Source organism: Vibrio bathopelagicus, from assembly GCF_014879975.1.
Taxonomy (GTDB): domain Bacteria; phylum Pseudomonadota; class Gammaproteobacteria; order Enterobacterales; family Vibrionaceae; genus Vibrio; species Vibrio bathopelagicus.
This window is the reverse complement of record NZ_CP062501.1, coordinates 1,855,898-1,870,250: the sequence shown is the minus strand read 5'-3', so window position 1 is coordinate 1,870,250 and position 14,353 is coordinate 1,855,898. Positions and strand designations below refer to the sequence as shown.

General features: G+C 44.1%; 13 protein-coding genes. 6 read left to right on the top strand and 7 right to left on the bottom strand.

Features of this window, described 5'->3' with window-relative positions:
- Positions 1 to 109: 109 nt before the first annotated feature.
- Positions 110 to 856, bottom strand: a complete 747-nt coding sequence (locus tag IHV80_RS24500; RefSeq protein ID WP_192891364.1) for a FadR/GntR family transcriptional regulator — start codon at positions 854 to 856, stop codon at positions 110 to 112.
- A gap of 237 nt (positions 857 to 1,093) precedes the next feature.
- On the opposite strand from IHV80_RS24500, the gene IHV80_RS24495 reads away from it, so the two are divergent.
- From IHV80_RS24495 to IHV80_RS24485, 3 genes are all read left to right on the top strand, one after another.
- On the top strand, positions 1,094 to 2,347 hold the full coding sequence (locus IHV80_RS24495) for an allantoate amidohydrolase (RefSeq protein WP_192891363.1): 1,254 nt from the start codon (positions 1,094 to 1,096) through the stop codon (positions 2,345 to 2,347).
- 121 nt (positions 2,348 to 2,468) lie between these two features.
- On the top strand, positions 2,469 to 3,860 hold the full coding sequence (locus tag IHV80_RS24490) for a YfcC family protein (RefSeq protein WP_192891362.1): 1,392 nt from the start codon (positions 2,469 to 2,471) through the stop codon (positions 3,858 to 3,860).
- 20 nt (positions 3,861 to 3,880) lie between these two features.
- Entirely contained in the window at positions 3,881 to 4,582 is a 702-nt protein-coding gene (locus IHV80_RS24485; RefSeq protein ID WP_192891361.1) for a DUF1028 domain-containing protein, read from the top strand.
- Positions 4,583 to 4,667: 85 nt separating this feature from the next.
- On the opposite strand, the gene IHV80_RS24480 is transcribed toward IHV80_RS24485, so the two are convergent.
- From IHV80_RS24480 to IHV80_RS24460, 5 genes are all read right to left on the bottom strand, one after another.
- The gene (locus IHV80_RS24480) at positions 4,668 to 5,405 is read right to left on the bottom strand and encodes an NUDIX domain-containing protein (RefSeq protein WP_192891360.1); all 738 of its coding nucleotides are present in this window, start codon (positions 5,403 to 5,405) and stop codon (positions 4,668 to 4,670) included.
- 345 nt (positions 5,406 to 5,750) lie between these two features.
- Positions 5,751 to 6,152: a hypothetical protein gene (locus IHV80_RS24475; protein WP_060981035.1), complete on the bottom strand. Its 402-nt coding sequence runs from the start codon at positions 6,150 to 6,152 to the stop codon at positions 5,751 to 5,753.
- A gap of 187 nt (positions 6,153 to 6,339) precedes the next feature.
- The gene (locus IHV80_RS24470) at positions 6,340 to 6,672 is read right to left on the bottom strand and encodes a DMT family transporter (protein WP_009846216.1); all 333 of its coding nucleotides are present in this window, start codon (positions 6,670 to 6,672) and stop codon (positions 6,340 to 6,342) included.
- 149 nt (positions 6,673 to 6,821) lie between these two features.
- Positions 6,822 to 7,661, bottom strand: coding sequence for an S-formylglutathione hydrolase (fghA, locus tag IHV80_RS24465; RefSeq protein WP_192891359.1), 840 nt, complete (start codon positions 7,659 to 7,661; stop codon positions 6,822 to 6,824).
- A gap of 181 nt (positions 7,662 to 7,842) precedes the next feature.
- The gene (locus IHV80_RS24460) at positions 7,843 to 8,991 is read right to left on the bottom strand and encodes an S-(hydroxymethyl)glutathione dehydrogenase/class III alcohol dehydrogenase (RefSeq protein WP_102285555.1); all 1,149 of its coding nucleotides are present in this window, start codon (positions 8,989 to 8,991) and stop codon (positions 7,843 to 7,845) included.
- 511 nt (positions 8,992 to 9,502) lie between these two features.
- On the opposite strand from IHV80_RS24460, the gene IHV80_RS24455 reads away from it, so the two are divergent.
- The 3 genes from IHV80_RS24455 to IHV80_RS24445 all read left to right on the top strand — a co-directional run bounded on the left by IHV80_RS24455 (position 9,503) and on the right by IHV80_RS24445 (position 13,456).
- Positions 9,503 to 11,674 carry a metallophosphoesterase gene (locus tag IHV80_RS24455; RefSeq protein WP_192891358.1) on the top strand — a complete coding sequence of 724 codons (2,172 nt, stop codon included), beginning with the start codon at positions 9,503 to 9,505 and terminating at the stop codon, positions 11,672 to 11,674.
- Between the two features lie 210 nt (positions 11,675 to 11,884).
- The gene (locus tag IHV80_RS24450; protein ID WP_192891357.1) at positions 11,885 to 12,229 is read left to right on the top strand and encodes a DMT family transporter; all 345 of its coding nucleotides are present in this window, start codon (positions 11,885 to 11,887) and stop codon (positions 12,227 to 12,229) included.
- Positions 12,230 to 12,598: 369 nt separating this feature from the next.
- Complete coding sequence (locus tag IHV80_RS24445) at positions 12,599 to 13,456, top strand: hypothetical protein (RefSeq protein WP_192891356.1); 858 nt, start codon at positions 12,599 to 12,601, stop codon at positions 13,454 to 13,456.
- 145 nt (positions 13,457 to 13,601) lie between these two features.
- On the opposite strand, the gene mpaA is transcribed toward IHV80_RS24445, so the two are convergent.
- Positions 13,602 to 14,312 carry a murein tripeptide amidase MpaA gene (gene mpaA / locus IHV80_RS24440; protein ID WP_192891355.1) on the bottom strand — a complete coding sequence of 237 codons (711 nt, stop codon included), beginning with the start codon at positions 14,310 to 14,312 and terminating at the stop codon, positions 13,602 to 13,604.
- Positions 14,313 to 14,353 lie beyond the last annotated feature (41 nt).

Below are 14,353 nucleotides of genomic sequence, written 5' to 3'. Positions count from 1 at the left end.
TGGCTTAACTAATATAAGTAAAATGAAAAGCAAAACGCCAAGTTCTGATGAGCTTGGCGTTTTTTAGTGTTTGTGAGAAATGTGCTAGATAAGCTGAACGCGCTTGGTCTTACTCTTCTGCGATAAAGCTGTTCGTGATTTGCGCTTCTTGCTTAATCATAAGTTGGTGCGCTGTAAGCATATGCTGCTGCATGATTTGCTTTGCTTTTACAGCGTCATTTTTTCTTAGTGCTTGCACAAGGTCGCGCTGGCTTTGCACACCGGTACGCCAAAGCTTGTGGTTTCCTGGTTCGTAAAGCTTGTGATAAATCGTCAGTTCGGTAAGCATTTGCGCGGTGAAACGCACCACAAACTTCAATAGCTCATTATCAGAATAGCTCGCCAGCAGACTGTGGAACTCTAACGAAGCGATGTGATGTTCACGCTCTTGATATATATCTTCTGGCGGCGTCTGATATTTATCGATTTGGTTGCTCAGTGCCTGCAGTTGCGATTCGCCTAATTTTCCCGCGAGGGAAGCTGCAATCTCCGGCTCAAGCGACAAACGCATTTGGTATAAATCTGATATCGAAGTGTTCTTAAAAAACAGGTAGTTACTTAAGAGTGACTGCGCTTTGTTTTCGCTCATCTCACTAACAAAGACACCGCCATTAGGGCCAGTTTTGGTAGACAAAATCCCTTGCGCTTCCAAGATTCGCATACTTTCACGAACCGTTCCTTTTGAAGCGTCAAACCTCTCCATAACCTCTAGTTCGTTAGGTAAACGATCCCCAGGCTGAAGAGCTTGTTCGACGATCCAGTTCTTGATCGATTCTGCTAATTCTTGTGTTCTACGTCTTTTCGCGCTTTTTGCCACATTATCCTCGCTGGGGTGCTATCCGTACTTATTGAATTCTGACGGAATTCCTCTGAATGTCACCTGTTTTCTTGCCATAAAAACCCCGGAAGAATCGGAGTGTTGAGCTATGAAACACTCCGATTATTGATCGAATCTTAGTCACAAAATGCTTATTTATCATGATAAATAGCTTTTATTTGATATTTATCATGATAAATTGCCTGAGTGTACATGATCAGAATGGAATGATTTTAGATGGGTAAATTCGAAGAAACCGCCAGCTTAACGTGGGAATGGCTAGAGTCTATTGCTCAGTGCAGCCAAACATCCGATCCCGATAACGAAGGGGTTACGCGTTTATGTGCGTCTAAAGAACATGAAGAGGCAAACCGTAAGCTGCATAACTGGATGACAATGTCTGGTATGGAAGTTCGAATGGACAATGCGGCAAATTTAATTGGTCGTTACCCAAGTGCTAACCCAGATGCCAAAACACTGATCTTTGGATCACACCAAGATACGGTGCCTAATGGTGGAAAATACGATGGGATTTTGGGCGTAGTGCTGCCAATCGCATTGGTTAATTATTTTCATAACAATCAGTTAGAGTTCCCATTTCATATTGATGTGATTGGTTTTAGTGACGAGGAAGGCACGCGCTTTCAATCAACACTTTTAGGCTCAAAAGCGATTTCAGGCATCTTCGACCCTGCGATGTTGACGGCAGAAGACGCAAACGGCGTAAGCATGCGTGATGCTTTGGTGTCTTTCGGTTGTAATCCAGACCTCATCAGTAATGACGCTTACGAGAAAGAGGATGTGCTTGGCTTTGTTGAGTTACATATTGAGCAAGGCCCGCAGTTAGAACAAGCCAACCTGCCTGTAGGGGTTGTGACTGCAATGACTGGGATTGAGCGCCATACCTTATCGATCATTGGTAAGGCGAGCCATGCGGGCACAGTACCGATGAACTTACGCCAAGATGCGTTGGTGGGTGCAGCTCAAGTGATCCATATGTTTGATCAGCTTTGCAAGCGAGAAGAAGACTTAGTCGGTGTTGTGGGCAAAATTGCTAACTACCCGAATGGCGTCAACGTAATCCCACAGCAGACAGACATTACCATTGAGCTTCGTTCGCCAAATGACGCTTCTCGTGTTAAAGCGCGAGAAGAGATGTTGGCAGATATCGACAGCCTGATGACTCAATACAACTTGGCTTACCGTCATGAACAGACTTATGAGCAAGCAGCTGTGACCTGTGCCGACTCTTTATCGTCAGTTTTAAGTAACGCGGTAAGTTTGTCGGGTATCACACCGAAACACCTATACAGCGGTGCAGGCCATGACGGCTTGGCAGTGAGTAAGCTCACCGATATTGCCATGCTGTTTATGCGTTGTACTGATGGCATTAGCCACCACCCAGACGAAGCCATTCTTCAGCAAGATTTGGTTGCTGCAGTCGAAGTGTTAAACCACTTCTGTCTATTGATGAAAGCAGAGCAAGAATAAACGATTCGAGATTTTAGTAGCAGTCTTTAACGGTATCTGAACAAAGTTCTGGTTATCGCCTGCTACAAATAACACAGAGCGCAGCTCTTAGGCGCTCCCTATACTAAGGAGAGATTTGGTTATGGACATGACAGAGAAAATGGAAACAGCAGAGAAGAAGGCGTGGTACAAAAACGTACCAGACCCGATGGTTCTTATCTTTTTTATACTGGTTGCCACTTACCTTCTTACTTTTATAGTGCCAGCAGGTGAGTTTGAACGCGTTGTCGTTGATGGTAGAACAACGGTTGTTGCTGATTCATTTACTTATATTGAAGGCATTCCGTCAGTACATTTCTTCGATATTTTCGTCTCTATTCCTAAAGGTTTGATTAGCGCGGCACCTTACCTGTTTATTGTGTTTATTGCGGGTGGTCTATTCCATATTTTGCAACGCACTGGCGCATTAGAAAATGCCATCGGTGTTGCGGTAAATAAGGCTGGAATTAAAAACCGTAATCTAATCATTACGATAGGCACGTTCATCTATGGTTTCTTTGGTGTGGCGGTCGGCTTCGAAAACAACATCGCCTTAGTGCCAGTTGCGGTACTGATCTCTGCTGCGGTTGGATATTCGAGCTTAGTTGGCACGGTGATGGCGGTAGGTGGTATCGGTGTGGGTTTCGCTCTGTCACCGATTAACCCGTACACGGTTGGTGTTGCACAAGGCATTGCGGAACTTCCAATCTTCTCTGGTGCTTGGTTGCGTACCGTTATGGTGCTTTCTTCTTTGGCATTTCTGTCTTACTACATTTGTTCTCGTGTCACTAAAATGGAGTTCAAAGAGCCAGAGACTGCTGGCGGCCTGAGTAAAGATCTTTCTGAATACCAACTCAATAAGAAAGACAAAATGACCTTGGGCGTTTTTCTTATTGGCTTAGGTATCATGCTTTACGGTGTGTTCGCTAATGGCTGGTACATCAATGAGATCGCGGGTCTTTTCTTATTGATGGCGATTGCGATTGGTATCGTGAACGGCTTGGGTGCAAACGCTATTGTTAAGCAGATGATGGAAGGTGCGTCGGGCGTTACCTCTGGTGCATTGGTGATCGGTGTTGCTGCATCTATTCAAGTGATCCTTAACCAAGCGTCAATTATTGATACCATCGTGAACGCACTGAGTTCATTGATTCAAGATATGCCAATCGCGTTAGCTGCCATTGCGGCGAGTGTAGTTCAAGGCATCATCAACTTGTTCATTCCTGGTGGTTCTGGTCAGGCGATGGTGACCATGCCGATTATGATCCCGGTTGCCGACCTAGCAGGTATGAGTCGCCAGCTAATGGTTACCGCATTCCAAGTGGGTGATGGCTTAACTAACCTTATTGTACCTACGTCAGGCGGTACTCTAGCGATGCTTGCACTGGGTCGAGTTTCTTACGAGCAGTGGTTGAAAGCGATTGTGCCATTTATGTTGGTGGTTTATGCCCTATGTTGGGTGGCGCTGTTCATTGGACAAATGATTGGTTACTAGTTTTTTGGTGTTGAACATCTATGACAATTTCACTTATTCACGTTAATCCCAATACCGGTTTATCGGCTTCTATCTCTGCGACAGGAGGTGTTTCAGTCGGAGGCTATGTAAACCATAGCTGGCGAGGTGTCGGAGCGTGTGCAACTCAAGGGTTATTTACCAACCCTTGGTATGCGGACAAAGCACGTGAGTTATTTATTCTCGGTCAGACGGCTCAGCAGGTTGTTGAGTCTTTAAAAGCGGGCGATGCCGAATATTCAAAACGCCAATGTATGGTGATGGATAAAAATGGCGACAGCGCTTTCATTCATGGGGATGACAACATCCCTTATGTTGGTTCGATTGCTTACCCTACGATTGCCGTTGCTGGGAACATGCTAGAGAGTGACAAGGTTTTACAGGCCTTTTCTGACAGCTTTATCGCTCAAGCAACCTTGAATCCAAGCTCAATCTCAGAAGATGGTGCGCCTGTTTATAGAGATAACTATGAAGCAGAGCTACCAGAAATATTGATAACAGCATTGGAAGCCGCGTTGCAAGCGGGAGGAGACAAGCGAGGAACCTTTTCTGCATCACTCCGAGTAGAAAGCCTGACTAAAGCGCCGATTGATATTCGTGTTGATTGGGCTGATGGGTGCTTAATTGGTGAATTGCGAAAAGTGCTGGGGCGTGTCCGAGAAACAGGTTTTCGCGACTTCCTAAACAATCTACCAAACCAGTAACAACAAAGGTTTAATCGAAATAAAAGCCAAGTGAGTTTCAAATCACTTGGCTTTTTTGTTTTGCAATCTTTGAGGCGACTAAGCATTAGTGCTTCGAAAAGAAGATCTCTGGCTTGTGGTTCGGGCCAGAGTTCCCTTTTAGTTGGGTAAGCTCTAATCCTTGCTTGCCTATCAGAGATGCGACCAATTGGCGGTTAAACGGGTAACTGTCAGGATTGTTAATGTACTCTTCAACATCAACCCATTTAGCCTCTGCAATTTCATCAGTGTCTTGAATCGCAATCTCCTGAGTTTGAGCAATAAGGTGACAAACAAAGTAGAGGTTCGATTTGCCAAACTGATATGGGTGGCGCGTTGCCATACCAACCACTGAAACGAACGTGGCTTCGATGCCAGTCTCTTCCAAGGTTTCTCGAACCACAGACTCTTCAATACCCTCGCCAAGTTCAATGTGGCCACCCGGTAATTTATAGCCTGTCATGCCATGCTCTTTGATCATCAGCACTTGGTTGTGTTCGTTGGTGATCAATGCGCCTGCACCCAAGGTGTGAGTAGGAATGAAAGGCACAAACTCGACGATTTCAGATTTATGGATCAGCGTGATCTCTTCTTCTAGGCAGTTGTGGAACACGAAGCCTAGTTCAGTAGCTACAGGGATAAGATGCGAGAGCGAAATAGGCAAACTAATCCAAATAATGCCTTTGTTATTTTGTTTTGAAAATTCGGTGATTTCACTAAGTTCGGCATGAAATACATCAGCGTCTTGAGGTGCTGTCGCTGGGTCGATGATGATGCCGTTAAATTTGTCGAGCGTAAATTCCACGGGTGATCCTTTATTATTTTTGATTTATACCAATCACAGTAAGTAAGTGATCAAAAATAGCGTAGGGAAAAGGCTTGAGAACAAGGAAGAATTTTTCGATAAGTAGTTATTCTACAATCAAAAATTCTAACGCAGTTATCGAGCATTTTAGCAAGCTAGGGTGAACAGTTATTTACTACGATTGGTATTATAGGGAGTCGAGCATTGGCTGAGCTTATCGTATCTCAAGCGGAAAGGGCAGTGGTCGGTGGAAAGTGAGGGGAGGTTTGAAGCGAGAGGCAAGAAACAAAAACAGCGCTTGGAAGCCAAGCGCTGTCTAATAATAGATTCTATTGTATGTCGACTTTAACGAACGTAGTTGGCGTCAACACTTACATACCAGTGCTGCAGTTTGCCATCGGCTTTTTTGATCCACAAATCGTTGGTGTAGCTCTCAATCTTGCCGTTAACCGTAAGGTTGAATGTGTTCTCGTCGAATTCGCCAAGCTTCACAAACTGGTCTGTCGTAATCAGAAAAGGGTCCATGTCGTCCACGCCAACCACATCGGAAATCACATAGTAGTGATAGGTCAGCGGCTTGCTCGCATCGTTCGGATTACTGCGATACGCCACCAGCTTGAATGGTTCCGTTAATGGAACGTCGAGTGTTTGTTTGTCCATGGTCGCTGGAATCGGGATAAACAGCCAAGCGGTAAACAGACCACTCAATAAAACCATCAGGAAGAAAAGAGTTTTAATTGCTTTCATAGCAACCTTCAAAATAGGTAATGTTGAAGGCGCTATGGTAACAGGTTTGATTCGCTGATTGTAAGAGTATGAATAAGTGAAGGTATCACCTGCCTGTTAGAAAATTTGAACGAATTGACACACTGTTAATAACTTATTGTTCGCTACCCCGAGTTCACAAGCTTCTGTTCACAACTCTAGGTTAAAATTAGTGCGAGTGACCTTGAGATAGGTTGATCATCACAACACCAGCTGCAACGAATAACATGCCAATCCAAACCATAGTATCTAGGTGCTGGCGGTAAACGAAGGTAGAAATCAGGCTCACTGTCACGATAGCTAAACCTGCCCATAAAGAGTGCACCACACCAACCGGCATCCCTTTCATGGCTTGGCTCAAAAATAGAAAGGCCGCCAAGTGGCCGGAAATAACCAGTAAAGCAGGAATAGGTTTAGACAAACTAAAACCATCAGTTGCCTTAAGTGCAACGTGAGAAAGTGCTTCAGCCATTACGCCCATCATCAAGAAAAACCAGCTCATATTCGTACCTTTATCGTTGTATTGTTTGTGTTGGTATAGCGAGAGTGTTTGAAAGTGGTAATCGATGCTAATCGCGGATTAGCTCATATTGCAGGCACAAAAAAGCCCACACCTCACGCTTTTGCAAGGTGTGGGCTAAATAGGTGTGACTATTTGTTTAGGTAAGCAGCGTGGAACTCAATATGCTCATCAATAAAGCTAGAGATAAAGTAGTAGCTGTGGTCGTAACCTGGCTGCATACGTAGCTCTAAATCGGCATTCGTTACCTTAGCGGCTTCCACTAATTGTTCAGGTTTTAGCTGCTCAATTAGGAAGTTATCGGCTTCGCCTTGGTCTACTAACATTGGTAGCTTAGTGCCTTTGGTTTTTAGAAGCTCAGAGGCATCGTAGTGTTTCCACTCTTCAATATCTAAGCCTAGATATTGGTTGAATGCTTTCTGTCCCCAAGGGCATTGCATTGGGTTTGTTATCGGGCTGAATGCAGAGATAGAACGGTAGTTTTCTTCGTTCTTGATGCCAATTGTTAGTGCACCATGTCCGCCCATACTGTGGCCAGAAATCGATTTTACTGATGTTACAGGGAAGAACGATTCAATCAGCGCTGGGAGCTCTGTTACGACATAATCGTACATGTGGTAATGGCTGTCCCACGGTGCTTGAGTAGCATTCACGTAGAATCCTGCACCTTGGCCTAGATCGTAGCTTTCATTGTCGGCAACGCCTTCGCCACGTGGGCTAGTATCAGGTGCAACAATAGCGATGCCTTGCTCAGCAGCGGCTTTGAAAGCGCCGGCTTTTTGCATGAAGTTTTCATCGGTACAGGTTAAGCCTGATAACCAATACAAAACAGGAACTGGGTTTTCTTTGCTTGCATTTGGTGGCAAGAAAATCGCAAAACGCATGTTGCAGTCAAGCGTTGTTGAAAAGTGGGTGTATTGTTTGTGCCAACCACCAGCAACCTTTGCTTGGCTAATGTTTTCGATTGTCATTTATTGTGCTCCGTTAGGTTGATGGTTTCGGAATTAATGTGTTTGGGTTGTTTAATACTAAAGTCAAAGTTATAGCTAAAGGTTTCACCACCCACCGGGCAGGAGGTGGTGAAGACAGTTTCGCTCTGATGTTTAAGTCAGAACTGTGGTCTCGACACCGAAGTATCGAGACCAAGGAGAGTTACTTATCCATGTGTAGAACAGTACGGATAGATTCACCTTTGTGCATTAGGTCGAATGCTTCGTTTACATCTTGCAGACCCATAGTGTGAGTAATGAACTCTTGTAGACCAAACTCACCAGCCATGTAACGGTTTACGATTTCTGGAAGCTCAGAGCGGCCTTTAACACCACCGAAAGCAGAACCACGCCATACACGACCTGTTACTAGTTGGAACGGACGAGTTGAGATCTCTTGACCTGCACCAGCAACACCGATGATTACAGATTCGCCCCAACCTTTGTGACAGCACTCAAGTGCTTGACGCATAACGTTAACGTTACCGATACACTCGAAAGAGTATTCAACGCCACCGTCTGTCATCTCAACGATAACGTCTTGGATTGGCTTGTCGTAGTTCATTGGGTTGATGCAGTCAGTCGCGCCTAGTTGTTTCGCTAGCTCGAATTTGCTCTCGTTGATGTCAACACCGATGATGCGGTCAGCACCAGCCATGCGAGCACCAATGATTGCAGATAGACCGATACCGCCTAGGCCGAATACAGCAACGTTGTCGCCTTTTTCAACTTTCGCTGTGTTCAGTACTGCGCCCATACCTGTTGTAACGCCACAACCTAGAAGACAAACTTCTTCAAGTGGTGCTTCTTTGCTTACTTTCGCTAGTGAGATTTCTGGAAGTACTGTGTACTCAGAGAAAGTAGAACAACCCATGTAATGGAAAATAGTTTCGCCATTTACAGAGAAGCGGCTAGTACCGTCTGGCATTAGGCCTTTACCTTGCGTTTCACGAACGGCTTGGCATAGGTTAGTTTTACCAGACTTACAGAATTTACATTCGCCACATTCAGCTGTGTAAAGTGGGATAACGTGGTCGCCAATTTCAACGCTTGTTACGCCTTCGCCGATCATCTCAACGATACCGCCACCTTCGTGACCAAGAATTGACGGGAAGATACCTTCTGGATCGTCACCTGAAAGAGTGAATGCATCAGTGTGACAAACGCCAGTAGCAACGATACGAACTAGAACCTCACCAGCTTTAGGAAGTTGTACATCAACTTCTTCCATTTTTAGCGGTTCACCAGCTGCCCATGCAACCATTGCTTTTGATTTAATATGAGTTTGACCAGGTTTAATTTCGATTGTCATTGGATATTTCCTATATATGTCAGTACAGCGGATAACTGTTCAATTAACGTTAACTCGTTAAGAGTAGTTGAGCTTAATTGTTTCCGCTCTCTCGTTTTGTTGTGGCTAGTATAGATGTGAGTGCGGGTTTTGATAATCCCCCTAAATGGAAAATAATTATTACACATGTGTAATAGTTGCTTGGTTTTACTATAAAATCGAAGTGATATGTTTTGGTACTACTCAGCCTTCACTCTTTGAAGCTTGGATTGAGGTGTTATTGGTATAAATGATTGTAAATCATAATGTTATACCCACCTGGTAGTCGCAGTTTATATATTAATCCCCAATGAGGTTTGTTGGAGTGATTAACAGCAATGATGGTAAGTAAGTTATTGAATTTTAAAGGTTGAAGCAATGTCGCATAAGCGCTCTGTGTGCGACGTTTTGTAAGATATCGGAAACAATAATGTCATTTTACTCGCCTAATCTCCTCGCCAAATTTTGAGTTCTAACTTTTTGGGAAGAGAAAATGAAAAAGAGTACATTGACTGTACTGTCGGGCTTGATGGCAGCCACACTGGTGGGTTGTAATTCAAGCTCTCCAAGTGATGACAGCGGTAATCTAGATAGCGCGGTGCAAGTCGCCTTCATGCCTGATATCCACTTCCATGACGTTTACGGTGATTTTCAAGATGGCTCGTTCGCTGGTTTGCCGAATCCAATCAGTGGTGAGAATGCAACGATAAGAACGATGGAGTCTCAAATGAACTCTACTCGTTTATTCAATGAAAACTACTTTGCGATGATAGCGGCACTGGATGATGTGGTTGAGCGTGGCGTGAAGTACGTAGCCTTACCCGGTGATTTTAGTGACGACGGCCAACCTGTTCATATGCGTGGCTTGGTTAGCATCTTTGACCACTACCGTGATACTTACGGTCTTGAGTTTTTTGCGGCGCCAGGAAACCACGATCCAGTTCGTCCATTTACTATCCCAGCGGGTAAGTCGGACTTTTTGGGAGAAGGAGGCAAGAATCAACGTATCTATAGCCGCGGTAAAGAAGAGTGTGTTGGCTACGACGATGAGTGGACAACCATTCCTGGTCAAGGCGACAACCTAGCGACCATCTGTACAGAAGAAGTCCGTGAATGGGGTTATGAAGAGATCATGGGTATTCTTGGAACTCACGGTTTCTACCCTCAACAAGATTACCTCTACTTTGAAACCCCTTACAGCAGCGATCTAGCTCGTACCGATTACAGTTATGAATTAGCCAAAGAAGAAGCGGCTTTTGATCAGCGAATGTACGAGATCTGTTATGAAGGCACTGGCGGCAGTTATAAAGAGAGTGGTTACACAAGTTGTTCTGAAGTGCCTGATACCAGTTACTTAGTCGAGCCAGTTAAAGGCTTGTGGTTGTTAGCTATTGACGCGAATGTTTATCGCCCTAAAGAAAACTCGTCTGATAGCTCTGTAGATGGCAATACGTTTGATGGCTCAAGTAGCGCTGGCTACAACATGATGCTGACTCACAAAGAACATGTGATCGATTGGATCTCTGATGTAGTAAAAGCAGCGAAAGAGCAGAATAAGACGCTTGTTTCCTTCTCGCACTTCCCAATGACAGATTTCTACAACGGTGCCTCTGAAGAGATTGAAGATCTGTTTGGTGAAGGAAGCCATCAACTGGCTCGCGAACCAGATGACAATACCAGTCGTGCACTTGCTGCAACAGGATTGAATATCCACGTTGGCGGTCACATGCACTTTAACGATACGGGCAAGAAGAGCTTCAATATCGATGGCGTACAGCACACACTCTTCAATATTCAAGCACCATCGCTAGCGGGTTACATTCCGGCCTATAAACTATTGAACATTCGCCCTGACAATCAAATCGAAGTAGAGACGGTAGTTATAGATCAAGTGGCACGTTACAACGAGTTGTTTAGTCACTATGAAGAAGAGCATGCGTACCTAACAGCAAGCGCGGGCGATGATGATGAAGCAAAAGCTAAGATTTGGAATAAAGAAATTCTAGATTCTGAAAGCTATTACGAACTCACTGATTGGCACATTCGTGAACTGACGCGTCTACGTTTTCTTCCGAGCGATTGGCCGCTAGAAATGCGCGCAATGATCATGAACATGAACGGTGAAGAGATGATGATCATGTCTCAACTAGAAACGCAATTCACGGTTTGTCAATTAGCAGACAAGCTGGGCTATCCAGTTGAAGGCTGTACTGCGAATGGTGTCGTTGATGAGGAACAGTTCCAGAAAGATTGGCAGGCAGCCAAAGAAGAAGCCGAGGTTTTGGCATCTACTGAGGGGTTAAGCTTAGCTGACTTTGCAGAGTGGAGCGGTGAGCTACTAGCGACAGATTTTTACCGACTACGTAATGCAGACGAGTTGGCGTTCCGTGATATTGGTGAAACACAGCTTCGTCAATACGAACTGTTAAGCCGCGAGCTAGCTGAGTTTGATGGCACTGTGGATTCTGAGCTAGGTGACCTTGGCCAATATACCGTTGGTGAAGTGTTCCGTTCTCGTTTTGGTAGCTTGTTTGTGATTCTTGAAAAGTTTGCGACTGGCCAAGCGAGTGATCACTTCTTGATTGATATCGACCAACAAACCTTGACCGACCTGAAAGGTGAAGTGAAGCGCGATATTCTAAGAGGCTCAACGTCAGCAAATTAAGTGTCTTACCGATTAGATGATTAGATTGATGAAGAGCCTGCTAGCCATGAGTTAGTGGGCTCTTTTGTTTGTCTGAGCGTAGGTTTTAATCGAGAATTACACCTAAGAATTTTTAAGGTGCATCATAATAATTACTTACTGAAAATCGCATGAATCGGAAATAAAACTACAATATTCTGAGCGCCGTATTTTATTGTTGTGGATTCAAACATGCTTTTATCTCTTCCCCCTCCAGTGATGCTGTCACTTGCCATTGTGCTTGAAGTTGTCGCAACTTCTTTATTACCGAAGACGCAGCAATTTACTTCCCTTCCTGCTACCACCGCTGTTTTAGTCGGCTACGGCTTTGCTTTCTATCTATTGTCTCTAACAGTTCAAACCATGTCTTTGGGTGTGGCGTATGCGATTTGGTGTGGGGCAGGGATAGTGCTAGTCGCAGCTTTGTCTTGGCTGGTCTACGGGCAAAAACTGGATATCTACGCGATCATTGGCATCGCTTTGATTCTGTCGGGTGTGGTGATCATCAACCTGTTTTCGAGTTTGGTGAGTCATTAGGGAGCTCTAACTCGTTTTTGCCATGAAATAAGTTAGATCAAATAATCTGCAAAATTTTTTGGGGCGTTTTCCCTACTAAATCTAATCCAATTTGAGAGGGTCAGACAATGCTCATTTGGAACAGACCATATATAAGATTAGTTGCCTTCAATGTTGCTAAAGTGGTCTACAAAATTATTTTGATATCTCATTTTTTGTGGGATATCGATCTGGTCGTGACTTCTGCTTAAATTTCCATCCAAGTAGGATCTTGCCCTGCCATAAAGAGCACTCGCTTGCAATGCAACTATATTTATATAAACTAGCAGCTCTAAAATTTAGATTTTGGAATACCATTTCTATTATTTTTTTGAATAGTAGGAATCAGATATGAAAAAAATTAATAATAAAGGCTTAAAAGTGAATAAATTAAATTACCTTTTCCTAACGACTCTATCTTCAGCTTGTATTGCTCTTACATTCCCTGCTCAGTCAGCAGAAACAATAATATTCCGACCTCAAATAGATACAACATTTCCAATCTATGCTGCACCAGACGATGGAAAGGGTACAAAATGGACTCTCGATCTTGGCGAGACTTTTACTACGATTTCTAAAATGTGTGTAAAGACAAAAGGCGAGAGAAGATATAATTCTGGGAATTCACCGTCATATGGTCATAGAACTAAAGTGTATACCGCCCCAGGTCAAAGCTATGGTCTCGACTTTGGAGGTTGGTTTAGTAATGGGGTTAACACTTCTTGCCATAGAAGCGAAGGTTGGGATAGCCACCCCGAATTTTTTAAACGTCTACAAAGATCGGGCAAGTGGAGCTTCACTTTATACACTTGGAGCAGTTCTGTTCGTTACGATGAAATATGGGTTGAAATTACAGGTGAAACAAACACAACTGGAGATAATATCGTACTTGATATCCCCTCTAACACTTTGGGTGCACTAGGCGCTGGCGAGCTTTATAAACATGTTGTGGAGAAAAATGTATCTTATTCTATCAAAATTCACGAAAATCGTTCTAATCATGATACAAGTAAAGATGAGACACAATTTAAATCTGTTGGTGTAGCTTATTTGGATAATGAGAGAAACAAGCGCCTTTCCGTAATAAACCAAGAAGATGCCACAACAGTAAGTGCCATTGATGGTGAGCTGCAATTCTTTATTATTGACGATGATGTTAATAATGACGGACAAATAACAATAAATATCAAGAATTCAAATATAGATTAATCATCTATTTTAAAATCAAGCCCTTTCGTAGTGCGATTTTACTCATCGCACTAGTTCTTCATGAATAACTTTTCCATACCTAATTATTCATGAATTGCTAATTTAGCAAAGTCGCTGACAAATAGATGCCCAACAACGAGTCACACTAACCTCCCTCTCGCCCCCGCAACACTGCCACAAACGCATCCAAATACTGTTCGATAGTCAAATCTGAAGAAACGGGCGGCAGTTCTACGGTAATGCACGGCAGGTTTTTTTCTTGGCACCATGTTCCGAATGAGCCTGGGGTTTCGTAATCGACGTCTTCGACGAGCGGCAGGTTGAACTGCTTGCCTAGCCAAGTGGCGAGTTCCGATTGAGTGGGGTCGTCGACCATGGCGAGTGGTTCGTGGAACGAGATGACGAATTTAGGTTGGCGTTGTTCGATGAGGTTGATGAGCGATTGCACTTCCGGTTCAAGCTGATCGGCTTGTCCCGTTTTTACTTTTACATCTCTGACTGGGGTGTGAGAACTCCAGCGATAGACGGTGCCGTTTTCTGTCCAGTTTTGAGTTGGGAAAGCGCGGTTTAGATCGACTTGATTAGCGTTGGCACGGGTGCCTAGTTGGTTGCCATCTGGGTTCATCGACAGAATCACATCGTGTCGTAAGTTGGTGGCAGGTAGGCTTCTTAGTGCGCAAGACAAACCCGCGATAGAAGCGGTTTCATCGCCGTGTGTGCCCGCTAAAATCAGCCCGCGAGATTCGCTTTCTACTTGCGCGGGGAAGTAGAGCAAGGGTGCGCCCAATACTGACTTTCCATATTGTAGCGGCTTTATTGAAAATGCAGCTCTTTCCGTTCTTGGAATTAAACTCACCTTTATCTCCTGATTGATCAAGTACTATCAAGTATTAACGA